The organism is Streptosporangium sp. NPDC023825 (genome assembly GCF_040639575.1).
In the GTDB taxonomy this organism is placed as follows: domain Bacteria; phylum Actinomycetota; class Actinomycetes; order Streptosporangiales; family Streptosporangiaceae; genus Streptosporangium.
Genome location: NZ_JBFAAE010000033.1, coordinates 32,079 through 54,810 on the forward strand (window position 1 = coordinate 32,079; position 22,732 = coordinate 54,810).

The window sequence follows — 22,732 nt, forward strand, 5'->3', positions numbered from 1 at the left end:
AAGGAGAATGTGCGAACAGTGATTTCCCGGGGCAAGTGGTCGTCTCAGAGTCCGGTATTGTCGTCGGCCTTCGGTAACGCCTTCCAGGGAATCGTTCTTACGGGCTGTCAAATCACGAGTAAGTTTTCTGCGGGTGAGGTGGCGCGCGCGCTCGTCTCATCGGGTGAGCGGGCGGCGGCACGGGCCCGCCGAACGTGAGCAGGCGTCGGAGATCGCGGTATCCGTCCAGCTCACGCCGATTTACCTGGAGCGAGGCTGGAGGAATGGTCATCGATCGAAGTCTCGGCGTGCAATTCAGGGCGGTGGTGACTACCGTCGTCACTGCAAGGAACGACGAAGAATCCTTCGTGCCGACCGGCGCGAAAACCAACGGGGAACGTCCGAACTCTTTCAGAGAGTGGCAAGAGATGCAGTTTCGCATTTTAGGCCCGGTAGAGATCTGTGACGACAAACGACATCGCCGCTTCGTTCCGCCGGGGCGGAAGCAGCGCGCATTGCTGGCGACGCTGGTCATCAGGGCGGGGCAGGTTCTGCCGGTGGACCGGCTCATCAACGAACTGTGGGGCGCGAACCCGCCGGCCACCGCGGTCAACTCGCTCCAGGCCACGATCGCCCGGCTCCGCCGCCTCATGGACATGCCGAAAACGGGGGACGACACCGACTGGGTGATCCTCACCCAGGATTCCGGATACGTGATGCGGCCGGGGCGGCAGGCCACCGACGCGGACCGGTTCGCCGAGCTCGCCGACGAGGGCAGGGCCGTCGTCGCGATGAACCCTCACCGCGCCGTGGCCCTGCTGCGCCAGTCACTGGCCCTGTGGCGCGGTCCCGCGCTCGAGGACGCCATCTGCGGCGACATCTGCGCCACCTTCGCGATCCAGCTCGAGGAGAAGCGGCTGGCCGTACTGGAGGCCCTGTACGACGCGGGCCTGCGCACCGCCCGGCACGCCGAGATCATCGGTGAGCTGGAGGCGCTCGTCGGGGAGCACCCCTTCCGGGAGCGGTTCCACGACCTGCTGATGGTCGCGCTGTACCGCAGCGGCCGGCAGCCGGAGGCTCTGGCGGTCTACGAGAGGCTGCGCGCGCGGCTGTCGCGTGAGCTCGGCCTGGAGCCCAGCCCGGCCCTCCAGCAGCGGGTGCAGGAGGTGCTGAACCGGGCGGCGGAACTCGACGGTGCCGCGCGCCCCGGCCGGCGGGCGACGCCGCACGGCACGCCGGAGACGGACCTGATCGTTTCCGGGCTCTTCCGGGAGGTCGGACATCTCCGGCACCGGCTGGAGCTGCTCACCCGCGAGTACAACGCGCTCCACGACCGGTTCGACGCCCTGGTCGCGCCACTCGCCAGGCCCAAGGCGGTGGGAGAGTGAAAGCCCTGCCCAGGCCCCGTGGCTACAAGTGGCTCGACCGGCACATCGACCGGCTGGACCCGGAGACCGACTACCACGAGATCGTGCGGCTGACGGCGGTCTTCCGGCTCAACGAGTTCCTGCTCAACATCGGGTACGTGGTCAACTTCATGGACGTGACCATGCCGACCCACGGTGGTGACGCGCTCATCTTCGGCGGCAAGGTCGTCCACCAGCCGCAGCGGCGCTTCGAGGACAGCGCGTACTTCCTGTGGACGTGGTACCTGTACCCGCCGGACAGCGAGCCGGTGAAACGGTCGATGGACCTGCTCAACCGGATCCACGGGGCGGTCGCGAAAGGGATACCGGGCGCGTTCGCCCACAACGAGGACTACGTGCAGGGCCTGTGCCTGCTGGCCGTCCTGCCCCATCGCCTGCAGCAGCTGTGCGGGCTGCCCGGATACCCCGAGCGCGTTCAGGTCGCCTACCACAACTGGGCCCGAGCCCTGTCCGAGCACGTCACGGTCGAGGGCGGCGCCGCGGTCAAGGACTTTCCCGAGGACTTCTACCAGATGGTGAACTTCGCCGACGAGTACGACGCCCGCCAGTGGCCCAGGACCAGGAACGGCCACACGGCGAGCGACGCCTTCATCCGGCAGTTCTGCGAGCGCTGGTTCCCCCGCCCCCTGCGGGGCGTGGGCCGCACCCTCATGCTCACCGTCATCCCCGAGAACATGCGCAGGGTGCAGCAGCTGGAGGACCCCCACCCGCTGGGGCAGCTGCTGGTCAAGCTCGGGATGCGCGCCATGTTCACCCTCCAGGGGCTGCTGCCCGACCCCCGCACCCCCGTCTACCGCCGCAAGGTCAGCAGGTCCGACAGCCCGAGCATGCGGCAGCTCAAGGAGACGGGGGAGATGCCCAGCGGACCGCCGAAGCGGCGGCCGGCGGCGACGGGAGGTCCCTAGCGCTCGGGACGGGCGAGGGGACCGGTTCCTGCCGTGCGGACCCGTGCGGACCCGTGCGGACCCGTGCGGACCCGTGCGGACCATCGGAGGGGACCGACTCCGGTGCCGTGCGGGCCACCGGGGGACCGGCGGCGGTCGAGGCGGGCCCGCACCCCGTCCCGATCCCTCAGCCGGAGCCCTTGGCCCGGGCCTGGCGGTAGCGGGCGGGGGAGAGGCCGAACTCGGTGACGAACGACTGCCGAAGGCTCTCGGTGGAGCCGAACCCGCAGCGGGTCGCGATGTCCGCCACCGAGAGCGACGACGAGACGAGGAGCCGCTCGGCCGCCTGCGTGCGCGCGTGCCTGACGAAACGGCCGGGCGTCCTGCCCAGGTACTCCAGGCTGAGCCGGGTCAGGTGGCGCTCGCTCACGTTCAGCTTGGCGGCCAGCGTCGCGGGGCTCAGATCACCGTCGAGGTTGCCGACGACGTGGTCGACCACCTGCCGGATCAGCGGATGCTCCGGCGGCGGCGCGCCCACGAACATGCTGATCTGAGCCTGGTCGCCCGGCCGCTGCAGGTAGGTCACCAGGGCGCGCGCCACGATGCGGGCCAGGCGGGGGCCGTGGTCCTCCTCGACGAAGGCGAGCGTCAGATCCAGGGCGCTGGTGACGCCTGCCGCGGTCGACACGTGCCCCTCGCGGATGTAGAGCGGGCCCGGGTCGACGGTGACGTTGGGGTGGTGGGCGGCGAGCGTTCCCGCGTACCTCCAGTGCGTGGTGGCGCGCCGCCCGTCCAGCAGCCCGGCGGCGGCCAGCAGGGTCGCGCCCGTGCACACCGACGCCACCCGCCGGCTGACCGCGGCCAGCCGGCGTATGTGCGCCAGGAGCACGGGATTGCCCGCGGCGGCCTCGTGGCCGACCCCGCCGGAGACGACCAGGGTGTCGAGCGGGCCGGTGACGCGTTCGAGGGCCACCTGGCTCTCCAGCGTCAGGCCCGAGTCGCAGGGCAACGGCCTGCCGCCCGAGGTGGCGAGACGTGTCCGGTAGGGGGGAGCCGCCCCCAGCTGGTTGGCCATGTGGAGCGGCGTGGTCACCGAGGCGATGTCCAGCAACTCCGACTGCGGATACCCGATCACGACGGTCAGCCGCTCGTTCATGGTGCCCATCCCGTCGGAGAGCCGACACGGACCCCAAGTTTACCGGCCGGGCCGCGACCGGCCATGACCGGCGCCCGGCGCCCGCCGTCACTCCACGGGAGGAGTCTCCACGGGAACGGGAAGAGTCTCCACGGGAGGAGTAAAGGGTCGATTTCTCGGTAGGTTCACGCCGTTGCGAACGTCACGGTTCACGCCGTTGCGAACGTCACGGTTCACGCCGTTGCGAACGTCACGGTTCACGCCGTGGCGTACGTCACGGGGTGATGATCGTCGAGCGCTACCGGGGAGACCGAGGCGATGTTCGAAGGTTTCGAGGCAGGACCGATCGAGGTCGAGGACGCGTCCATCTTCGTCCGCCGCGGAGGGGAGGGGCCGCCGGTGCTGTTGCTGCACGGCCATCCCCGTACCTCCGCGACATGGCATCGCGTCGCGCCGCGGCTGGTCGAGCGCGGGTTCACGGTCGTCTGCCCCGACCTGCGGGGATACGGCCGCTCGCGCGGCCCGGCGCCCACCGCCGACCACTCCGGGCACTCCAAGCGCGCCGTCGCGAACGACATGGTGGCGGTGATGCGCTCCTTGGGGCACGCCCGGTTCGCTCTCGCCGGACACGACCGGGGAGGCGCCGTGGCGTTCCGCCTCGCCCTGGATCACCCCGGCGCGGTGTCCCGGGCGGCGTTCGTCGACTGCCTGCCCATCAGCGAGCACCTGTCCCGCATCACCGCGAAGTTCGCGACGCAGTGGTGGCACTGGTTCTTCTTCGCGCAGCCGGACATCCCGGAGCGCGTCATCAACGCCGACCCCGGCAGCTGGTACCGCGGCGACCCGGAGAGCATGGGCCGGGAGAACCACGACGAGTTCCGTGCGGCCACCGGGAATCCCGACGTGGTGCGGGCCATGCTGGAGGACTACCGGGCCGGTCTCACCGTCGACCTGCGCCACGAGGAGGCCGACCGGGCCGCCGGCGTGCGGCTGCGGTGCCCCGTGCTGGCCCTGTGGTCCCTGCGCGACGACCTCGAGGATCTGTACGGTGACCCGCTGAGAATCTGGCGGAACTGGGCCGGCGACCTGCGCGGCCACGGGATCGACTCCGGCCACCACGTGGCAGAGGAGGCCCCGGACGCGCTCGCCGCGGCCCTGGGCGATTTCTTCGGTGGGCAGGAAGGAACCGAAGCCGGAACCGCGAAGGAGGAGGAGGAACCATGACGAGCCGGTTCGCGCAGTGGACGCTCGATGTGCGGGACAGCCGGAAGATGGCGGCGTTCTGGTCGGCGGCATTGGGCTACGAGATCGAGCACGACGGTGAGGGCCCGCACCTGTGGCCGCCCGCGGACGCGCCGCGGGGCTCGCTGACCGTCTGGCTCCAGCCGACGGACGTGCCCAAGCGTGACAAGAACCGCAACCATCCCGACCTTCACGTCCCCGACGGGGGCGACGTGGACGCCGAGGTCGAAAGGCTGGTCGGGCTGGGTGCCACGCGCGTCGACGTCGGCCAGAGAGGCGACGAGGGCTTCGTCGTGCTGGCCGATCCCGAGGGCAACGAGTTCTGCCTGCTCCACCGGCGCCATCCCCAGGGAGCTTAGGCGGCCCGCCGGGCAGGAGACGCGAGGGCCGGATCGACCGGGCGGAAAAGCGTCACGACGCCGCCTCGGCCTACGAGACCGGCCGGCCGCTCGCCCGAGGTGACACCGTCATCCCGTCCCTGGAATGTACAAGACTTTCTGAATTCAGGATTCTGTGTACTCTGAGGACATGCTGACGATCGCTTCCGAGATCGAGGTGCTCGCACGGTTCGGCCGGGCGCTGGCCGACCCGATCCGCTGCCGGATCCTGCTCGCGTTGCGCGAGGCCCCGGCCCACCCCGCCGACCTGGCGGAGCGGCTGGGCGTCTCCCGCACCCGGCTGTCCAACCACCTGGCCTGCCTGCGCGACTGCGGCCTGGTGGTCGCCGTGCCGGTCGGCCGCCGTACCCGTTACGAGCTGGCCGACGTGCGGCTCGGGCACGCGCTGGACGACCTGCGCACCGCGGTGGTCGCCGTCGCCGCCGACGGCACCTGCCCGGACGCGAGCGAGAAGGGCTGCTGCTGATGGTCACCGCCGCGCTCGGCCCGGGCCCGGCCCGTCGCGCCCTGCTGACCCGGCGGATCCGGCTGCTGGTGGCCGCGACCATCACCTACAACGTGATCGAGGCGGTCGTGGCCGTCGCGGCCGGGACCGCCGCCTCCTCGGCCGCGCTGATCGGGTTCGGGCTGGACTCCGTCGTCGAGGTCGCCTCGGCCGCCGCGGTCGCCTGGCAGTTCAGCGCCGCCGACCCCGAGCGGCGGGAGAGGAGCGCGCTGCGCGTGATCGCGGTCTCCTTCTTCGCGCTGGCCGCCTACGTCGGCTTCGACGCCGTACGCGCCCTGCTGGGCGAAGGCGAAGCCGAGCACTCCACCCCGGGTCTCGTTCTCGCCGCCCTGTCACTGCTGATCATGCCGTTCCTGTCCCACGCGCAGCGGCGCGCCGGCCGCGAGCTCGGCTCCGCCTCCGCGGTGGCCGACTCCAAGCAGACCCTGCTGTGCACCTACCTGTCGGCGGTGCTGCTGATCGGCCTGGGGCTCAACAGCGCCTTCGGCTGGTCCTGGGCCGACCCGATCGCCGCCCTGGTCATCGCCGCGGTGGCGGTCAGGGAAGGCCGCCAGACCTGGCGCGGCGACGCCTGCTGCACCCCCGCCCCGCCGGCCGCCGGCCCCGCGGCTTCCACTGGACCCGCCGTCTCCACCGGCCCCACCGGCTCGGCCGCGAAAGCCTGCCCTGACGGCTGCTGTCCCGCACCGCCGGGGTAGCGCGCAGCAGGACGACGGGGCCGATCGCGTTTCCCGCCGGTGACGCCGGGCGGCCACCCGGGACGCTCACCGGCCGAGGTAGGCCTCGGTGGAGGCGCGGAGGGCGGTGACGCACGCGGCCACGGCCGGATGGGCGGCCGCGCCCTTCCGGTAGGTGACGCGGGTTCGCCGGCGGGTGGCGAGCGGGACGAGGCGCACCCCGGCCGGTGGCCGGGCCGCGGCGAGCTGAGGTACGAGCGAGACGCCCTGGCCGGCCGCCACCAGCGCGAGCACCGCGTCGAAGTCGTCGGCGTGGTGCCGCACCAGCGGGCTGAAACCGGCGGTGCGGCAGACCTGCAGCGCGACGGCGTGGCAGGCGGTGCCGGGGCTGCCCACGATCCAGGCGGCGTGCCGGGCGTCGCCGACCGGATCGGCGCTGAGGTCGGCGCTGAGGTCGGCGCCGGGGTCCGTGCCGGCGGAGGGCATGGCGAGGAACACCGTCTCGTCCAGCAACGGCACCGCGTCGAGCGTGTGGCCGGGCTCGACCGGCATGACGTCGTAGTCGTTCACCAGGGCCACGTCCAGCCGCCGTTCGCGCAGCGCCTCGGGCATGGCGACAGGGTCGAGTTCGGTCACCATCAGCTCGAGGCCGGGGTGATCGAGACCCAGCGTGACCAGCGCGGCTGGCAGAAGGGTGCGCACGGCGGTGGGGAACGCGCCGATGCGCAGCGGACCGGCGGGCTCGCCGCGGGCCGCGGCCAGCGCGGCGCCGGCGTCTTCGAGGGCGGCCAGGACGGTCTCGGCGTGCCGCACGAGGACGACACCGGCCGGGGTCAGGACGACCCGGCGCCCGGTCCGCTCCAGCAGCGGCACGCCCGCCTCGCGTTCCAGCGCGGCCAGCTGCTGGGAGACGGCCGAAGGCGTGTACGTGTGCGACCTGGCCACGGCGGCGATCGTGCCCAGCTGCGCCAGGTCGCACAGCAGGCGCAGTCGGCGGACGTCGAGCATCAGCTCAGCTTACGGGTGTGCGTAGAAAGCTGAACTGGACCTTGCCGATCCGGGCGGCGCACCCTGGACGCATGACACTCACCGGCCTGTACGTGCCCTTGATCACCCCGTTCGACGACGCCGGAGCCGTGGCTCTCGACGCGCTGGAAGCCCTCGCTCACCGGATCCTGGACGCCGGGGCGACCGGTGTGGTCGCGCTGGGCACCACCGCGGAGCCGTCCGCGCTCAGCGGCCCGGAGCGGCGGGCCGTGGTGGACCTCGCCGCCCGGGTCTGCGCGGAACGCGGCGCGCGCCTCCTGGTGGGCGCCGCCACCCCGCAGGCGCTGGACGCGCTGCGGGACCGGCCGGAGGCGGTGGCGGCGCTGAGCCTGGTCCCGCCGTTCACGCGGCCGGGCGAGGCCGGGGTGCTGGCCCATTTCCGCCATCTCACCGAGATCAGCCCGGTACCGCTCGTCGTCTATCACGTCCCCTACCGGACCGGGCAGTGCCTGTCGGCGGACGCGTTGCGACGGCTGGCCGCCCTGCCCGGCGTGGTGGGCGTCAAGTACGCGGCCGGCGGGATCGACGAGGACACCCTCGCGCTCATGGCCGACCTCCCGGACGGCTTCGCGGTGCTGGGGGGCGACGACCTGTTCGTCTCGCCGCTGCTCGCCCTCGGCGCACACGGCGCGATCATGGCCTCGGCGCACGTGGCCACCGAGCGGTACGTGGAACTGGCCGAGGCGTGGCGGGCCGGAGACGTGGCCCGGGCGCGACCTCTCGGGCACCGCCTCGCGGCCCTGTCCGGAGCGCTGTTCGCCGAGCCCAACCCCGCCGTGATCAAGGCGGTCCTGCACGCCCGCGGCGTCATTCCCACCGCCGCGGTCCGGCTGCCGCTCCTGCCGGCCCGGCCGGACACCGCGCGGACCGCGCTGCGCCACGCCGACGCCCTGTGCCACGCCGACGCCCCGCACCACGCCCCGGCCTGACCGGCGGGCCGCGATCTCAGCCGTCGCGGGCCGGGGTGAACGCCGGGGCGTGGTCGCGGGCGAAGCCGGCGATGTCACGCGGGGGACGGCCGAGAAGGCCGGCGAGCGTGTCGGTGGTGAAGTCTCCCCAGCCGGAGGCATACGCCCGCGCGTACTCCTCGAGCATGTCGGCGATCCATTCCGGGACGCCGTGGCCGAGCAGCGTCTTGCGCTTGGCCTCGTCGCCGACCGGCAGGTACGTGACGGGCCTGCCGAGAGCGAGCCCCAGCTCGCGCGCGACCTCGTCGAACGTGAGCGAGCGCGGGCCGGTGAGGGTGTACGTCTCGCCGTGGTGGCGGTCGGGGTCGTCGAGAAGCACGCGGGCGGCGCACTCGGCGACGTCGCGTACGTCGATCATGCCGATCCGCGCCGAGGCCATGTTCAGCGAGAACGTGCCGGTGGTGGCGATGTCGCCCGCCTCGTTCAGCAGGTTCTGCATGAACCAGTGGGGACGCAGGATCGTCCAGCGCATGCCGCACCGTTCGATCTCCCGGTCCGACAGCGCGTGCAGCCTGCCGCTGCGGTTCGGCGCGTCGTGTGCCGCGCCGACGACGGACAGGCGCACGACACGCTCCACACCGGCCTGGCGTGCCGCCCACACGGCGTTCATGGCGTTCTCCGGGGCGCGGGGGCCGTTCGGGGTGAGCAGCCACAGGTCCCGCACGCCCTCGAAGGCGGGCGGCAGCGACCGGGCGTCGCCGAGGTCGCCGGTGAAGACCTCGGCGCCCCGCTCGCGCGGGCCGTCCGCCGCGGACCCGTCGCGGACGAGAGCTCGAAGGTCCACCTCGGCCCCTCGCAGCGCGTTCATCAGCGCGGTGGACACGGTTCCGGTGGCTCCGGTGATCAGTACGGTGCGCGACACGCTCGTTCTCCTTCGGTGACGGTGACGGTGACGGTGACGGTGACGGGGACGGTGACGGTGATGGGGACGGTGACGGTGATGGGGATCAGGTCGCGTACCGCGGCGGTGACCCGGTCACCGCGCGGCCTCCCGCGTCTCCCGCCGTCGCGAACACGGCGACGCGCGTGGCCCGGCTGTCCGGATCAGCCGGCCGAAGTGGCCGAAGCGGCCGGCGCGGCCGGTGCAGGGGTGCCGCCGTGGCGAACCGGGGACTCCGGGGGCCCGCCCGCCGCCCGGCCGGCGGTGACGCGCTCCAGGATCCAGAGCACGACGGTCCCGGCCGAGAGGGTGGCGCCCAGGACGCACACGCCGGTCCAGCCGCCGTGCGCCCAGAACACCGATGTCAGCGCGGAGCCCACCGCGCCCCCGAGGAACAAGGAGGTCATGAAGGCGGAGTTGATCCGGTTACGGGCCTCGGGCCGGATCGCGTAGAGGACGTTCTGGCTGCTGTTGAGCACCGCCTGGTGCGCCAGATCCAGCACGATCACGCCGACGAGCAGCCAGAGCAGCGAGTGCGCCCCCGCCGCGATCGCCGGCCAGGACGCCACCAGCAGGACCGCCCCGGCACCGGTCACGAACTGGACGCGCCCGCGGTCGGCCAGCCGCCCCGCCACCGTGGCGGTCAGCGCACCCGCGACACCGGCCAGGCCGAACAGGCCGACCGCCGACTCCGACCAGCCGTACGGCGACCGCACCAGCAGGAAGGTCAGCGCCGTCCACAGCACGCTGAACGAGGCGAGGCTCAGCGCGCCGACACCCGCCCGCCACCGCAGCAGCGGCTCGTGGCGGAACATCGCGGCCGTCGAGCGCAGCAGCCCGACGTAGGACAGGCGCCCGCCGTCCTCACCGAGCCGGGGCAGGAAGGTGCGCAGCAACACCGCCATCAGCGCCATCAGCGCCGCGTTCACCCAGTAGACCGTCCGCCAGCCGCCCAGCTCCGACAACGCTCCGGACGCGGTCCGCGCCAGCAACAGGCCGAGCATCAGCCCGGTCATCACCGTGCCGACCACCCGGCCGCGCTCGGCCGGATCCGCCAGCGTCGCCGCGAACGGCACCACCACCTGCGCTCCGACCGAGGTCAGCGCGGTCAGGGCCGTACCGGCCAGGAGCACCGTGCCGTTGGCCGCGGTGGCCGACACCAGCAGGAAAACCGCGGTCGCGGCGTAGAGCGACACCGCCAGCCGCCGCCGCTCCACCAGATCGCCGAGCGGCACCAGCAGGACCAGCCCCAGCGCGTACCCGCCCTGCGCGGCCGTCACCACCAGCGCCGCCGCAGACGGCCCGACCCCCAGCTCCCGGCCGATCAGGTCGAGCAGCGGCTGCGCGATGTAGTTCCCCGCGACCGCCAGCCCGGTCGCCGCCGACATGAGCAGCAGCAGCCCGTGCGGCAGGCCGCCGTCCGTACGAGGTCTCATCGTCATGCGCCCAGCTTCGGCAACGAACGATCAATGAGTCCAACACATGTTTGTCATCGGACCGATCGTGCATCACGATTGATCCGTGGAGCTCCAGCAAATGCGCTACGTCGTCGCCGTCGCGGAGACGAGCAACTTCACCCGCGCCGCCGAGCGGTGCCTGGTCGTCCAGTCCGCGCTGAGCCACCAGATCGCCCGCCTGGAACGCGAGCTGGGTGCCAAGCTGTTCGAGCGCACCAGCCGCCGCGTCCGGCTGACCCCCGCCGGCGAGGCGTTCCTGCCCGCCGCCCGCCAGGCTCTCGACGCCGCCGAACGGGCCCGCGCCGAGGTGGCGGCCGCCGCGGGCGAGATCCGGGGCCGGCTCGCCATCGGCGCCATTCCCACCGTCGCGGTGGTCGACCTCCCGACCGTGCTGAAGCGTTTCCACCTGCGGCACCGGCAGGTGCGGATCACCCTCCGCTCGGGCGCGAGCGAGGAACTGGTCGAACGGGTGCGGCAGGGCAGCCTGGACGCCGCGTTCCTGGGGCTGCCGGTGGGCGCACGCCCCAGCGGCGTCCGCGGCCGCGAGCTGGCGCGCGGCGACCTCGTCGCCGTGGTGGCGCCCGGCCACCCGCTGGCGGGCGGGGAACGCGTGGACCTGCGCCGGCTGTCGGACGAACCGTTCGTCGACTTCCCCCCGGGCACCGCCGCGCGGGCCCAGACGGACGAGGCGTTCGCGGCGGCCGGGGTCCGGCGCGAGGTCGCCTTCGAGGTGACGAACATGGACTTCATGGCCCGCCTGATCCGGCAGGGCCTGGGCATCGGGATGCTGCCCGCCGCCTTCGCGCCCGAACTTCCCGATCTGCCCGTCCTGCGGCTTCGCGACGCTCCCGCCCGCATGGAGCACCTCGTCTGGAGCCGCTTCCCGCCGTCCCCCGCCGCCGCGGCGTTCCTGTCCGCCCTCGGCATCCCGGCGGCGGAATCCTCGGGATCGCCGGACCCGTGACCTCGTCGCCTCCGCCGTGCGGGCGGTGCCGCCGCCCGCGGTGACCGTCACGTCGGCGCCGGGGCGAGGGCCCGGCCCGGGTCGCCGCGGCCGCGTGACCTCCCGCCCGCGTCGCCGCCGTGGGCGGCTCAGATCTCCCTGACGAAGATGATGGCGTCGGTCTGGCCGGTGGTGGCCGGGTCGAGGGGGAAGTAGGTGTGGTCGGCCGGGACGCGGGGCACCGGCTCGCGGTCGAGGGTCGCGGCGAGAAGGCCGGGATCGACGACGGCGCGGTCGTGGGGAAGGGACGACAGGAGCCCTTCGAGGGTGTCGGGCGGGGGGACGTCGGAGCCACGGGTGCCGAAGGTGGTGGCGGCGAAGGCGTACCGGTCGCCGAGGCGTGTGTCCACGATCGCCCCGGCGCTCCACCACTCCAGCGTCCGGCCCGCCAGGGGGCCCCAGCCCTCCGGCAGCAGCCAGCGGCTCCTGTCCCTCTGCAGGTGGCGGTTGTGGGCGAAGGCGAGGGTGGGGCCGCGACGGGCCTCGCGACCGACGATGGCGTCGAGGTTGTCGGCCATCATCGCGTCGCGCAGGCACATGAGCGAGCCGACGCGGTTGGGCGAGGTGTCGGCCACGCCGGCGTGGTAGCGCAGGAGCCCGGCGGCGGTGCGGGCGTGCAGGCCGGCGCGCCACCAGGCGTCGGGGGAGGTGGCGGCCGTCAGGTGGGGGGCGTGCGCGGTGAGCAGCGCGCGCAGGTCGTCGGTGATCAGGCGCAGTTCCCGGGCCTCGGGGGTGCGGCCGACGGACTGGGCGGGATCCGCCCAGAGGGCGGCCGGGTTGGTCCAGCGCTCGTCGGGACCGAGCAGCTCGTCGAGGCTCTCGCGGCTCCAGGCCAGGTCGAGGTGGGCGGCGAGGTAGTCGTGCAGCGCGGTCAGGGCCGCGCGGGGACCGGCGGGACCGGTCATCTCCAGGGGACCGTCGAAGCCGTAGAAGCGGAGCCGCTCGTGCGGGGGACGCCGCTCGTTGTAGGCGCGCATCCAGCGCAGGAGCTCGCGGTTGGCGGGTGAGGCGCCGAGGCCATGGCTGAGGCCGCGGCCCACCGCGTCGTCGAGGGTCCCTGTGCCGTCGGTGACGTACGCGTCGGCGGCCAGGGCCGTCAGGCAGTCGCTCTCGATGGTGATCGAGCGGTAGCCCTCGTGCTCGACGAGGTGGCGGAAGATCTCGTTGCGCAGCTCGGGGAAGGCTTCGACGCCGTGGGTGGGCTCGCCGAGGCCGAGCAGGCGGATGGCGGGGGACAGGAGCGCGGTGAGGGCGCCACCGGTGAGAGGGCGGGCGGCGTCCCGGATCGAGATCGTCATATCTTCGACTGTATCGTTGAACCTTCTGTGTAAACTTTGGCGATATTCACAGCTGTCGAAGAGGAAGAACCTTCAAAGTGCGGTTGCGGCCCATCGACCTGGCGCGCCGGCACGGCCTGTCCACGCAGGCGGTGCGCAACTACGAGGAGGCGGGGATCCTGCCGCCGTCCGAGCGTTCGGCGCACGGCTACCGCGCCTACGCTCCGCGCCACGCGGCGGCGTTGCGGACGTTCCTGGCGCTGATCCCCGCGCACGGCCACGCGACCGCGGCGGCGATCATGCGGGCCGTGAACGACGGCGCGGTCGAGGAGGCGCTGCGGCTGATCGACGAGAGCCACGCGCAGCTGGCCGAGGACCGGCGCACGCTGGAGGCCGTGGAACGGGCGCTGCGCGACCTGGCACCGCCGCATGAGCCGGCGCCGGGGACGACGTTCATCGGGCCGCTGGCGCGCAGGCTCGGCATCCGGCCTGCGACACTGCGCAAATGGGAGCGGGCCGGGCTGATCACGCCCCGGCGCGACCCGCGCACCGGCTACCGCGTCTACACCCCCGCCGACGTGCGCGACGTGCTGCTGGCCCACCAGCTGCGGCGGGGAGGGTACGGGCTGGAGCCGATCGCGCGGGTGCTGGAGCGGGTGCGGGCGGCGGGCGGGCCGGAGCCGCTGCAGGCGACGCTGCGGGAGTGGCACGACCGGTTGACGGCGCGGGGCCTGGCGATGCTGGCGGGCGCGGCCGCACTCGACATCTACCTGGGGACGCCGTAGCACCCGGCCGGTGCCGGTCGTGTTCGGCTCCTGCCCGGGGACGCCGTAGCGCCCGGCCGGTGCCGGTCGTGTTCGGCTCCTGCCCGGGGACGTCATGGCGCCCGGCCGGTCCCGGCCGCGTCCGGCCCTCGGCCACCCGGAAACGACCGTGGGCCCCCGGTCGTGAAGCTTCCGGGGACCCACGCGTGTGGCTGACTCCAGCCGGGCGTCACTACTTCGTGAGCGGGGCCAGCTTGGGGTCGTTGGCGTACGCCTCCACGACGTTCTCCTTGGTCACGATCAGCGGCTCAAGCAGGTACGACGGGACGACCTTCACCCCGTTGTCGTACGACTTGGTGTCGTTGACCTGGGGGGCCTTGCCGGCCTGCAGGTCCTTGGCCATCTGGATGGTCTGCTTGACCAGCTCGCGGGTGTCCTTGTTGATCGTCGAGTACTGCTCGCCGGCCACGATCGACTTGACCGACTCGACCTCGGAGTCCTGGCCGGTCACCACGGGCAGGTCCTTGCCGGCACCCTTGACCGAGGTGATGATGGCGCGGGCCAGCGTGTCGTTGGGGGAGAGCACACCGTCCAGAGTCTTGCTGCTGTAGGTGGAGGTCAGCAGCGAGTCCATGCGACGCTGGGCGTTCTCGGCCTTCCAGCCGTCGGTGGCGGTCTGCTTGACGTCGGTCTGGCCGGAGCCGACCACCACACTGCCGTCGTCGATCTTCGGCTTCAGCACGTCCATCGCGCCGTCGAAGAAGACTGCCGAGTTGTTGTCGTCCGACGAGCCGGAGAACAGCTCGATGGTGTAAGGGCCGTCGGCCTTCTTCGCCTTCATGCCGTCCAGCAGCGCCTGGCCCTGGAGCTGGCCGACCTTGAAGTTGTCGTAGGCGATGTAGTAGTCGACCGCGTCGGTGTTCTTGATGAGCCGGTCGTAGGCGATGACGGTCGCGCCGGCCGCCTTGGCGGCCTCCACCTGGGTGCTGAGCTGCGCGGCGTCGGTCGCGCCGATGACGATGACCTTGGCGCCCTTGGTGACCATGGCCGAGATCTGCGCCTGCTGGTCGGCGACGGTGGAGGAGGCGCCGGCGTACTGCACGTCGGACTTGAAGCCGGCCTCCTTCAGGCCGTCGGTGAACAGGCCACCGGCCAGGACCCAGTTCTCCGAGGTCTTCGACGGCAGCGCGACGCCGATCAGCGAGTCGGCGGGAAAGCCCTTCGCGGCCTCGCTGGAGCCGGCGGAGGCGCCCGTGCCGCCGGCGGGGGTCTGCGAACGCTCGGAGGCGCAGGCGGTGAGCGACAGAAGCGCGATGGCCCCGGCCGCCACACCCTTGACGAGGATATTGCGCATTTTCAGAGGTGCCCTTCTTCAATGGAGGACGGGGCGGAGGTCTCCCGCCCCGCCGAACGGCGGCCGGTCAGCCGGCCACCGGACTCTTGCCGCGGTCCTGGTCCGTCTCCGTGCCGGACGCCGGGCCGCTCGGTGTCTCCCGGCGGAACGGGCGCGTCAGCGATCCGATGACCGAGAAGCGCCCCTGCTTCTTGTTGTAGACGTCGAGCGCGACGGCGAGCAGCAGGACCAGGCCCTTGATGATCTGCACCCGGTCGGATCCCACGCCCATCAGCTGCAGGCCGTTGTTGAGCACGGCCATGACGAGGCCGCCGACGATGGATCCGCTGATCGTGCCCAGGCCGCCGGAGACCGCCGCGCCACCGATGAAGACGGCGGCGATCGCGTCCAGCTCCCAGCCGATGCCGTCCTGCGGCCCGGAGGCGGCCGAACGGGCAACGAAGATCATGCCGGCCAGGGCCGCCAGGACCGACATGTTCATCATCACCAGGAAGTTGACCCGCCTGAGCTTGACGCCGGACAGCTCGGCGGCCCGGGCGTTGCCGCCGACCGCGTAGATGTGACGGCCACCCGCCGTGTTGCGGGTGATGAACGCGTAGATCACGACCAGGACGCCGAGGATGATCCCGGAGATCGGGAAGCTGGTCCCGATCCGCCCACCGGCGAACTGCAGGGTCGCGAACACCACCACGACGATCGGGACGGCGACCCGGATCGCCGAGATCCACATCGGGGCGACGTCGGCCGCCATCTCCCGCCGGGTCTGGCGGGCCCTCCACTCCCGGACCACGATCGCCACGCAGATCACCAGGCCGAGCAGGAGCGTGGGGTTGTTGTAGCCGGTGTCCGGGCCGACCTCCGGCAGGAAGCCGGCGCCGATGACCCTGAACCCCTCGGGCACCGGGATGGTGTCGGCGTTGCCGATGTACTGGTTGCCGCCCCGGAACAGCATCATGCTGGCCAGGGTGACGATGAAGGCCGGCACCCCGACGTAGGCCACCCAGAAGCCCTGCCAGGTGCCGATGACGACACCGACCGCCAGGCCGATCAGGATGGCGAGGAACCACGGCACCGAGTAGTCCTGCATGACCTTCGCGACCACGATGCCGACGAACGCGGCGATCGAGCCGACGGAGAGGTCGATGTGCCCGGCGACGATGACCATCAGCATCCCGATGGCCAGGATCAGGATGTACGAGTACTGGCTCACCAGCGAGATGAGGTTGCCGGAGTTCAGCGTCAGGCCGTCGGTCAGGACCTGGAACAGCAGGACGATCGCCACCAGTGTGAAGATCATCCCGAACTGCCGGGCGTTGGAGGTCGTCCCTCCGAACAGGGACTTCTGGAGTTCTTTCACACGGCTCATGGTCGGCGTGCCTTCTTCGCTGAGGTCATCTGCTTCATCAGGAGTTCGGGGTCGGCGTCTCGCCGGTCGATGTTGCCGGTGATGGTCCCCTCGAACACCGTGTAGATCCGGTCACAGAGGCCGATCAGCTCGGGGAGCTCCGAGGAGATGACGATGACGCCCTTCCCCTGGTCGGCGAGTCGCTGGATGATGCCGTAGATCTCGTACTTGGCGCCCACGTCGATGCCCCGGGTCGGCTCGTCGAGGATGAGCAGGTCGGGATCGGTGAACATCCACTTCGCCAGCACCACCTTCTGCTGGTTGCCGCCGGAGAGCTTGGTGACCCCCTCGTCGACGGTGGGGGCCTTGACCCGCAGGCTCGTCCGGTAGCCCTCGGCCGCCCGATGCTCCCGCACCGGATCGACCACGCCGCGGGTGGAGACCTTGGACAGCTTGGCCGACACCATCGAGGTCTTGATGTCGTCGAGCAGGTTCAGGCCGATCGACTTGCGGTCCTCGCTGACGTACGCCAGGCCGTGCGCGATGGCGTCCGACACCGACTTCAGCACGATCTCCCGGCCGTCCTTGAAGATCTTCCCGGAGACGTAGGTGCCGTACGAGCGGCCGAAGACGCTCATCGCCAGCTCGGTGCGCCCGGCTCCCATCAGGCCGGCGAACCCGACGATCTCGCCGCGGCGCACGGTGAAGCTGGAGTTCTTGACCACCAGGCGCTCGGCGGAGATCGGGTGCCGGACCGTCCAGTCGCGCACCTCGAAGAAGACCTCGCCGATCTCGGGAGTGTGGTCGGGGAAGCGGCTGTGCAGCTCCCGGCCGACCATGCCCCGGACGATCCGGTCCTCGTCGACGCCGTCCGCCTTGACGTCGAGGGTCTCGATCGTCCGGCCGTCCCGCAGGATGGTGATGCTGTCGGCGATCTGCGCGATCTCGTTGAGCTTGTGGGAGATGATGATCGAGGTGATGCCCCGCCGCTTGAAGTCGCGCAGGAGGTCCAGCAGGTGCTGGGAGTCGGCCTCGTTCAGGGCGGCGGTGGGCTCGTCGAGGATGAGGAGCTTCACGTCCTTGGCGAACGCCTTCGCGATCTCCACGAGCTGCTGCTTGCCCACGCCGATGTCCTTGATCAGCGTGTCCGGGTCCTCTTCCAGGCCGACCCGGGCCATCAGCTCCAGGGCCTGGCGGTTGGCGGCCTTCCAGTTGATCACGCCGCCGCGGCCGGGTTCGTTGCCGAGGAAGATGTTCTCGGTGATGGACATGCCGGGTACCAGGGCGAGCTCCTGGTGGATGATCACGATGCCGGAGTTCTCGCTGGCCCGGATGTCGGAGAACCGGCTCTCCGCGCCCTGGTAGAGGATCTCGCCGGAGTAGGTGCCGTACGGATGGACCCCGCTGAGCACCTTCATCAGGGTGGACTTGCCGGCGCCGTTCTCCCCGGCGATCGCGTGGATCTCGCCGGCCCGCACCACCAGGTTGACGTCGGAGAGCGCCTTGACGCCGGGGAACTCCTTGGTGATCGAACGCATCTCCAGCAGGACGGGTGCGTCGCTCATGACCGGCCCGCCCGGGTCCGGACCCGTGCCGGGTACGGCCTCGGAACGGCGGCGTCGCCGTCTCTGGGCCGGCAGCGGGATCCGCGCGCGTCCGGCTGCAGGGGACCGCGCCAGGTCACCACCGACATGGTTGCCTCCGGGAGGTTCGTCATCAGTTCGTTTGCCGTGCTGTGGCCTGAGCCACGACTGGCGGACAGGGGGCTTTCCGCAAAATCTAAATTAATTCACTCTTCGAGTGATTCGCCTGGTGAGCGGTGGCTGTGCCGCCGCCCGGGTCGTGCGTGGTCGCGTGCCGCGGCCTGCCGCCGTCGAGGAGCGAGCCCGGCCGTCCGGTCGTGGGGGGCCGGTGGCGAAGTCCACCGGGGGCGTGGCCGTGCCCGAGCGTGGTTCCCGGCCGAACACGACGTCATGGGAGGCAGAAGTCAACGATCATAACGATTCCGGTTCCCTCCGATCGGCCGTGACATCGTTGTCAGGCAGGCAGCGGGTAGAGACTCCACCCGCGTTACAGGCGTGTCAATCGGCCCCCTCCCAATGTGGCCATTTTGTAACGTATCGTGACGCCTAGTGAGTTTTGTCGCACATGATCCTTTGAGTGGTCCCCGGGCGGCCGGCGCGACGCGCACCGGACCGCCGGCGACCGGCCGCGCCGGCGCGGCCGCTTCTCGCGATCGCCCGGTCCGGCCCGGCTCGGTGCGGCGTGGCTCAGCGAGGCGGCAGGCCCCGCTCGACCAGCTCGGTGGGAAGCACCACGGTGCGCGGCCACGACCGCTCCCCCCCGATCCGCCGGAACAGCAGCTCGGCGGCGGTCCTGGCCAGCTCACGGGTGTCGTAGGCGATCACCGTCAGCGGGTACGGCACCAGGCTGGACATGTCGAAGTCGTCGAACCCGAGCACCGCGGCGTCGCCGCCGCGCCGGTGCAGCTCCTCGATCACGCCCAGGGTGATCCGGTTGTTCAGGCTGAAGAAGGCGGTCGGCGGATCCGGCCGGTCGAGCAGTTCGGAGACGACCCGGGCGGCCGCCGCCGGATCGCGGACGCCGTCACGGACCAGCCGGGTGTCGTACGGCGCTCCGGCCGGGCCCAGCGCGTCCTGCGCGCCGTCGAGCCGCTCGCGCATCGTGTAGACGCCGATCGAGTCGAGCAGGATGGCGATCCGGCGGTGGCCCGCCTCGACGAGCCGGCGCACCCCGGCCCGCGCGCCCCCGCGGTTGTCGAGCAGCACCGTGTCGGCGAGCAGCCCGCCGGCCGGCCGGTCGAGGAAGACCACCGGAGTGCCGAGCTCGACCTCGGCGCGCATGAACGAGTGGTCGTCACCGGCCGGCACCACGAGCAGCCCGTCGACGCGGCGGGCGCACATGTCCCGCAGCAGCTGCTGCTCGCGTGCCGGATCCTCCTCGGAGCTGGCGATGATGAGCATCGTGCCGTGTTGCCGGGCGACCTCGGCGGCGGCCCCCGCGATCGTCGCGTAGAACGGGTTGGCGATCTCCTCGATCAACAGCCCGATCGTGGCGGTCGCCTGCCCCGAGCGCAGCGAGCTGGCCAGGTGGTTGCGGCGGAAGCCCAGCTCGGCCACGGCGGCGAGCACCCGCTCGACCAGCTCGGGCTGGACGTGCGGCGCGTTGTTCACGACCCGCGAGACGGTCTTCAGGCTCACTCCGGCCCGGGTCGCCACGTCCACCATGGTGGGCCGCCTTGTACGGCCGCCGTCGCTGGTCATGTCACGAACCATACCGACACGCCGTCCGTCGTGGTGACAACGTTGTCCGAATCGCCGCCCTGGTCACCGCCGGGCAGGCCCTGCCGGCCGGCCTCGGACACGACGGCGGCGGTGGCGACCGTCCAGGTGACCGACGACGGCCGGTGAGCGCGTGGTGCGCGGGGTTCGCGTCGAGCGACCTCGTCGTGTTCACCCGGATCCGTTTCGTTCCGGGGGAGGGGACTCGGCGAGGCGCGGCGAAAAGGCTCCGTGCCCGGCGGCCGGCCGGCGACGGCGAATGATGAGTGGGAGATTTCCGTCAGATCACCGCATGGTCGGTACAATTCAGTCATGAAGGCTGCGGTCCGCACCAGATATGGCCCACCGGAAGTGGTTCGTTTCGCGGAGGCGGAGAAGCCGGCGGTCAAGGACGGCGAGCTCCTCGTCAAGGTCCACGCGACAACGGTCAATCGCACTGACTGCGCGTTACGCGCGGCGAAGCCCTTCATCTGGAGATTCTTCACCGGGCTTGTCAGGCCGAAGGTGAGAATTCTCGGAAACGAGTTCGCGGGAGAAGTCGAGGCGGTGGGCGCCGGCGTCACCTCCTTCAAAATCGGCGACAGGGTGTTCGGATACAACGACCGCTCGTTCGGGGCCCACGCCCAGTACATGTCGATCCCCCAGGACGGCGCGCTGGCGATCATGCCGGAGGGTCTGACCTACGCGGAGGCCGCTCCCAGCACCGAGGGTTCGCACTACGCCCTCACGATCATCAGGACGGCGGGGATCCGGAGCGGGCAGGACGTCCTCGTCTACGGCGCGAGCGGGGCGATCGGCTCGGCGGCGGTGCAGCTCCTGAAGGGGCTCGGCGCCGGCGTGACCGCGGTCTGCGACACGAGGAACCTCGAGCTGGTCAGGGGGCTGGGGGCCGACCGGGTCGTCGACTACACGGCCGGGGACTTCACGAAGGACGAGCGGGAGTACGACGCCGTCATCGACGCGGTCGGCAAGAGCTCGTTCGGCCGGTGCAGGCGGCTGCTGAAACCGCGCGGGATCTATCTCGCGTCGGACCTGGGCACCCTGTCGCAGAATCTGGTTCTGGCGCTTGTCACCCCGCTGTTCGGCGGCAGGAAGGTCATGTTTCCCATCCCGAAGCAGGACGACCCGGAGACGGCACGCTATTTCAAGGGGCTGATCGAGTCCGGCGATTTCAAACCGGTCATCGACCGCCGATATCCACTGGACGAGATCGTCGAGGCGCACCGGTACGTCGAGACGGGCCAGAAAACGGGAAATGTTGTGATCATCGTCGAGCATTCCGGCTAGAGCCGGAATGCGCTCGATCGTCCTGGGCCACTGAACACGCGGGAACGGTGGCCGCCGCGTGTCGAGAGTATCGGGAGCAGGATTCGAACCTGCGACCTACGGATTATGAGCTCGCCGAGCTACCGCTGCTCCATCCCGACCTGATGAAATGAGAATACCGATCGGCTTCGGCGACCTCATCCCGTTTTCCGGGGCGGCCGGGACCGGCGACGCGGACGGGGCCGAGCCGGAAGCGGCAGGGAGGAAACCCCCCGGCGCGGGAAAAGACGGGCCGGGGCCGCGCCGCCGTACGGGCTGATGGTTCGCCGCACCTTTCGCTGGTTTGCCGCACCTTTCGCGGGGCAGGCGGCCGAAGCTGGGAAATGCCGTTTCCGCTCACCGTCGACGGCGAGGGAGGTGCGATCCCGATGAGCGTTCACACACTGTCGGTCGCGTTCAGCTGGGCCCTTCTGGCGGCCGGATGCGTGCTGGCCGCGCACGGCGTTCACGTGCTGGTGACGGGCCGGGCTCCGCGCGCGATCTCCGGACCGGGCAAGATCCTGCAGGTGAGGCCGTACGCGTGGTCGATGGTGTTCTTCGCGTTCTTCGCCGTCTCGACGGCGTCGCCCCGGCTGCTTGGCCGGACGGACCAGTTGTCGCTCACCGCCTTCACCCTGCTCGCGCTCGCCTTCGTGGTGGTGGCTCTCACGCTGATGGCGAGGGCGAAGAAGGTGCTGATCCCCACGACCTCGCGCGACCGGGAGATGTGACGGCGCCTCGCTGACCCCTTGCCGGCCTCCTCGGCTCGCCAGGCCTCCTGCCGGGCTCCTCGACGGGACGGGTCCCGCGACGGGACGGTTCCCGCGACGGGACGTACGCGACCGGCCGCGGGAACCGGCGGGCCACACCCCGTGGCACCTGGTTTTTCAGGGGTGTGGCACGCGTGGCGGCGAGAGCTCGCGGGGCACCGCAGGGCGCGGCCGTACGGCGAGAGCGCGCCGGCGACCACCGGCTCCGCCCGGGCGGTCACCGGTCCTGAGGGGGCGGTGACCTGCCGTGAACCCGGCGGGCGAGGATCAGGAGGCGGGAACCTCGGCGACGAGCTTGGAGCTCCAGGGGCAGAAGAAGCAACCCGGCAGGAAGGCGCCGCACGCCTCGTCGAGGTGGTCCTCGACGTAGGAGAGCGTCGCGTCGCAGACCTCGATGGCCATCTCGAAGAAGTCGATCGTGTTCGGGTCGAGGTGGAAGCCGTAGGAGGGGTTGTACGGGGCCGGCCTCTTGATGATCCGGCCCATGACGTGCGTCCTCGAGGTCTCCTGGCCGCTGAGGATCCGCCGGGCGTGCTCTATCTTCCCGGGGTCGGTGAGTTTGATGACGAACGGCAGACGGGAGCCGACGGTCGTCATCGTGAAGTAGGCCGGCTCGGTCGCGGCGGCCGGTGAGGGCGCGCCGGTCTCGGCGGGGCCGGCCTGGACGGAAAGGGGCGTCGCGCAGGCGCGCGCCGTGGGCGCGGCCTGAGCGGGCGCGGCCATCATGGTGGCGAGCATCGCCATGGCAGCCAGACAGCCGGTCCTGGTGAAGAAGCGTCGCACAGGTTCCTCCTGGGCCCTGGGGGCCGTGACCGTCACGGCTCCAACGCTCTTCTAGGACTCCTCTCCTGCCGATCACCCGGCCCCACACCGCGCTTGATCAATAAATCTCCGCCCCTTGCCGGGACTTTCCCCGCCGTCGCCGGCCCCGTTGACCTGGTGATCCACCGATCCCCGGCGCGAGCTCGTGACATCGGGGGCAGGAGGCGGAAAAGCCGCACGGTCGTGGCCGG

21 protein-coding genes and 1 tRNA gene are annotated in these 22,732 nt (G+C 71.4%); 11 read left to right on the top strand and 11 right to left on the bottom strand.

The features are described 5' to 3' along the window. Window positions 1-407 precede the first annotated feature (407 nt). Together AB0G15_RS26005 and AB0G15_RS26010 are read left to right on the top strand one after the other, a co-directional pair. Entirely contained in the window at window positions 408-1,367 is a 960-nt protein-coding gene (locus AB0G15_RS26005) for an AfsR/SARP family transcriptional regulator (protein ID WP_362844576.1), read from the top strand. Next, window positions 1,364-2,311, top strand: a complete 948-nt coding sequence (locus AB0G15_RS26010) for a hypothetical protein (RefSeq protein WP_362844579.1) — start codon at window positions 1,364-1,366, stop codon at window positions 2,309-2,311. The genes AB0G15_RS26005 and AB0G15_RS26010 overlap by 4 nt, the downstream gene beginning before the upstream one ends. A 166-nt stretch (window positions 2,312-2,477) precedes the next feature. Here the strand turns inward: AB0G15_RS26010 and AB0G15_RS26015 are convergent, their stop codons facing one another. Beyond that, a complete protein-coding gene (locus tag AB0G15_RS26015; protein ID WP_362844581.1) occupies window positions 2,478-3,446 on the bottom strand; it encodes a helix-turn-helix domain-containing protein in 969 nt (322 codons plus the stop codon). Between the two features lie 297 nt (window positions 3,447-3,743). Here AB0G15_RS26015 and AB0G15_RS26020 point away from each other — a divergent pair, with 297 nt between their 5' ends. From AB0G15_RS26020 to AB0G15_RS26035, 4 genes are all read left to right on the top strand, one after another. Then, entirely contained in the window at window positions 3,744-4,649 is a 906-nt protein-coding gene (locus tag AB0G15_RS26020; protein ID WP_362844584.1) for an alpha/beta hydrolase, read from the top strand. Then, window positions 4,646-5,026: a VOC family protein gene (locus AB0G15_RS26025; RefSeq protein WP_362844587.1), complete on the top strand. Its 381-nt coding sequence runs from the start codon at window positions 4,646-4,648 to the stop codon at window positions 5,024-5,026. Before AB0G15_RS26020 ends, AB0G15_RS26025 begins: the two co-directional genes overlap by 4 nt. 169 nt (window positions 5,027-5,195) lie before the next feature. Beyond that, entirely contained in the window at window positions 5,196-5,531 is a 336-nt protein-coding gene (locus AB0G15_RS26030; protein WP_362675777.1) for a metalloregulator ArsR/SmtB family transcription factor, read from the top strand. Further along, window positions 5,531-6,268, top strand: a complete 738-nt coding sequence (locus AB0G15_RS26035; RefSeq protein ID WP_362844590.1) for a cation transporter — start codon at window positions 5,531-5,533, stop codon at window positions 6,266-6,268. The genes AB0G15_RS26030 and AB0G15_RS26035 overlap by 1 nt, the downstream gene beginning before the upstream one ends. Before the next feature lie 66 nt (window positions 6,269-6,334). Here AB0G15_RS26035 and AB0G15_RS26040 read toward each other — a convergent pair whose 3' ends face one another. Next, window positions 6,335-7,255, bottom strand: a complete 921-nt coding sequence (locus AB0G15_RS26040; protein ID WP_362844593.1) for a LysR family transcriptional regulator — start codon at window positions 7,253-7,255, stop codon at window positions 6,335-6,337. 71 nt (window positions 7,256-7,326) lie between these two features. Here AB0G15_RS26040 and AB0G15_RS26045 point away from each other — a divergent pair, with 71 nt between their 5' ends. Further along, on the top strand, window positions 7,327-8,223 hold the full coding sequence (locus AB0G15_RS26045) for a dihydrodipicolinate synthase family protein (RefSeq protein ID WP_362844596.1): 897 nt from the start codon (window positions 7,327-7,329) through the stop codon (window positions 8,221-8,223). Window positions 8,224-8,239: 16 nt separating this feature from the next. Here the strand turns inward: AB0G15_RS26045 and AB0G15_RS26050 are convergent, their stop codons facing one another. Together AB0G15_RS26050 and AB0G15_RS26055 are read right to left on the bottom strand one after the other, a co-directional pair. Beyond that, on the bottom strand, window positions 8,240-9,124 hold the full coding sequence (locus tag AB0G15_RS26050) for an SDR family oxidoreductase (protein ID WP_362844599.1): 885 nt from the start codon (window positions 9,122-9,124) through the stop codon (window positions 8,240-8,242). Window positions 9,125-9,306: 182 nt separating this feature from the next. Continuing rightward, window positions 9,307-10,584, bottom strand: coding sequence for an MFS transporter (locus AB0G15_RS26055; RefSeq protein WP_362844602.1), 1,278 nt, complete (start codon window positions 10,582-10,584; stop codon window positions 9,307-9,309). Window positions 10,585-10,663: 79 nt separating this feature from the next. Between AB0G15_RS26055 and AB0G15_RS26060 the strand changes: the two genes are divergently transcribed. Then, window positions 10,664-11,563: a LysR family transcriptional regulator gene (locus AB0G15_RS26060; RefSeq protein WP_362844605.1), complete on the top strand. Its 900-nt coding sequence runs from the start codon at window positions 10,664-10,666 to the stop codon at window positions 11,561-11,563. A 128-nt stretch (window positions 11,564-11,691) separates the two neighbouring features. Here AB0G15_RS26060 and AB0G15_RS26065 read toward each other — a convergent pair whose 3' ends face one another. Beyond that, complete coding sequence (locus AB0G15_RS26065; RefSeq protein WP_362844608.1) at window positions 11,692-12,900, bottom strand: erythromycin esterase family protein; 1,209 nt, start codon at window positions 12,898-12,900, stop codon at window positions 11,692-11,694. Window positions 12,901-12,983: 83 nt separating this feature from the next. Here AB0G15_RS26065 and AB0G15_RS26070 point away from each other — a divergent pair, with 83 nt between their 5' ends. Continuing rightward, window positions 12,984-13,664, top strand: coding sequence for a MerR family transcriptional regulator (locus tag AB0G15_RS26070; RefSeq protein ID WP_362844697.1), 681 nt, complete (start codon window positions 12,984-12,986; stop codon window positions 13,662-13,664). A 211-nt stretch (window positions 13,665-13,875) separates the two neighbouring features. Here the strand turns inward: AB0G15_RS26070 and AB0G15_RS26075 are convergent, their stop codons facing one another. The 4 genes from AB0G15_RS26075 to AB0G15_RS26090 form a co-directional block, all read right to left on the bottom strand. Further along, on the bottom strand, window positions 13,876-14,997 hold the full coding sequence (locus AB0G15_RS26075) for a sugar-binding protein (protein WP_362844610.1): 1,122 nt from the start codon (window positions 14,995-14,997) through the stop codon (window positions 13,876-13,878). Between the two features lie 67 nt (window positions 14,998-15,064). After that, window positions 15,065-16,363: a multiple monosaccharide ABC transporter permease gene (gene mmsB / locus AB0G15_RS26080; protein ID WP_362844613.1), complete on the bottom strand. Its 1,299-nt coding sequence runs from the start codon at window positions 16,361-16,363 to the stop codon at window positions 15,065-15,067. After that, entirely contained in the window at window positions 16,360-17,907 is a 1,548-nt protein-coding gene (gene mmsA / locus AB0G15_RS26085) for a multiple monosaccharide ABC transporter ATP-binding protein (RefSeq protein WP_362844616.1), read from the bottom strand. Before mmsA ends, mmsB begins: the two co-directional genes overlap by 4 nt. A 705-nt stretch (window positions 17,908-18,612) precedes the next feature. Next, window positions 18,613-19,626, bottom strand: coding sequence for a LacI family DNA-binding transcriptional regulator (locus AB0G15_RS26090; protein WP_362844619.1), 1,014 nt, complete (start codon window positions 19,624-19,626; stop codon window positions 18,613-18,615). A gap of 330 nt (window positions 19,627-19,956) precedes the next feature. On the opposite strand from AB0G15_RS26090, the gene AB0G15_RS26095 reads away from it, so the two are divergent. Beyond that, complete coding sequence (locus AB0G15_RS26095; protein WP_362844622.1) at window positions 19,957-20,931, top strand: NAD(P)-dependent alcohol dehydrogenase; 975 nt, start codon at window positions 19,957-19,959, stop codon at window positions 20,929-20,931. A 68-nt stretch (window positions 20,932-20,999) separates the two neighbouring features. Here AB0G15_RS26095 and AB0G15_RS26100 read toward each other — a convergent pair. Beyond that, window positions 21,000-21,071: transfer RNA gene (locus AB0G15_RS26100), tRNA-Met, on the bottom strand. A gap of 267 nt (window positions 21,072-21,338) precedes the next feature. On the opposite strand from AB0G15_RS26100, the gene AB0G15_RS26105 reads away from it, so the two are divergent. Continuing rightward, window positions 21,339-21,680, top strand: coding sequence for a hypothetical protein (locus AB0G15_RS26105; protein WP_362844625.1), 342 nt, complete (start codon window positions 21,339-21,341; stop codon window positions 21,678-21,680). 306 nt (window positions 21,681-21,986) lie between these two features. On the opposite strand, the gene AB0G15_RS26110 is transcribed toward AB0G15_RS26105, so the two are convergent. Next, complete coding sequence (locus AB0G15_RS26110; protein WP_362844628.1) at window positions 21,987-22,502, bottom strand: calmodulin-binding protein; 516 nt, start codon at window positions 22,500-22,502, stop codon at window positions 21,987-21,989. Window positions 22,503-22,732: the final 230 nt, after the last annotated feature.

What these genes read in the sequence shown, in the direction of transcription:
- AB0G15_RS26005 (WP_362844576.1), top strand. Translation starts at nt 408, where the DNA reads ATGCAGTTTCGCATTTTAGGCCCGGTAGAGATCTGTGACGACAAACGA.
- AB0G15_RS26015 (WP_362844581.1), bottom strand. Translation starts at nt 3,446, where the DNA reads ATGAACGAGCGGCTGACCGTCGTGATCGGGTATCCGCAGTCGGAGTTG.
- AB0G15_RS26020 (WP_362844584.1), top strand. Translation starts at nt 3,744, where the DNA reads ATGTTCGAAGGTTTCGAGGCAGGACCGATCGAGGTCGAGGACGCGTCC.
- AB0G15_RS26025 (WP_362844587.1), top strand. Translation starts at nt 4,646, where the DNA reads ATGACGAGCCGGTTCGCGCAGTGGACGCTCGATGTGCGGGACAGCCGG.
- AB0G15_RS26030 (WP_362675777.1), top strand. Translation starts at nt 5,196, where the DNA reads ATGCTGACGATCGCTTCCGAGATCGAGGTGCTCGCACGGTTCGGCCGG.
- AB0G15_RS26035 (WP_362844590.1), top strand. Translation starts at nt 5,531, where the DNA reads ATGGTCACCGCCGCGCTCGGCCCGGGCCCGGCCCGTCGCGCCCTGCTG.
- AB0G15_RS26040 (WP_362844593.1), bottom strand. Translation starts at nt 7,255, where the DNA reads ATGCTCGACGTCCGCCGACTGCGCCTGCTGTGCGACCTGGCGCAGCTG.
- AB0G15_RS26045 (WP_362844596.1), top strand. Translation starts at nt 7,327, where the DNA reads ATGACACTCACCGGCCTGTACGTGCCCTTGATCACCCCGTTCGACGAC.
- AB0G15_RS26055 (WP_362844602.1), bottom strand. Translation starts at nt 10,584, where the DNA reads ATGACGATGAGACCTCGTACGGACGGCGGCCTGCCGCACGGGCTGCTG.
- AB0G15_RS26065 (WP_362844608.1), bottom strand. Translation starts at nt 12,900, where the DNA reads ATGACGATCTCGATCCGGGACGCCGCCCGCCCTCTCACCGGTGGCGCC.
- AB0G15_RS26075 (WP_362844610.1), bottom strand. Translation starts at nt 14,997, where the DNA reads ATGCGCAATATCCTCGTCAAGGGTGTGGCGGCCGGGGCCATCGCGCTT.
- mmsB (WP_362844613.1), bottom strand. Translation starts at nt 16,363, where the DNA reads ATGAGCCGTGTGAAAGAACTCCAGAAGTCCCTGTTCGGAGGGACGACC.
- mmsA (WP_362844616.1), bottom strand. Translation starts at nt 17,907, where the DNA reads ATGAGCGACGCACCCGTCCTGCTGGAGATGCGTTCGATCACCAAGGAG.
- AB0G15_RS26090 (WP_362844619.1), bottom strand. Translation starts at nt 19,626, where the DNA reads ATGACCAGCGACGGCGGCCGTACAAGGCGGCCCACCATGGTGGACGTG.
- AB0G15_RS26095 (WP_362844622.1), top strand. Translation starts at nt 19,957, where the DNA reads ATGAAGGCTGCGGTCCGCACCAGATATGGCCCACCGGAAGTGGTTCGT.
- AB0G15_RS26105 (WP_362844625.1), top strand. Translation starts at nt 21,339, where the DNA reads ATGAGCGTTCACACACTGTCGGTCGCGTTCAGCTGGGCCCTTCTGGCG.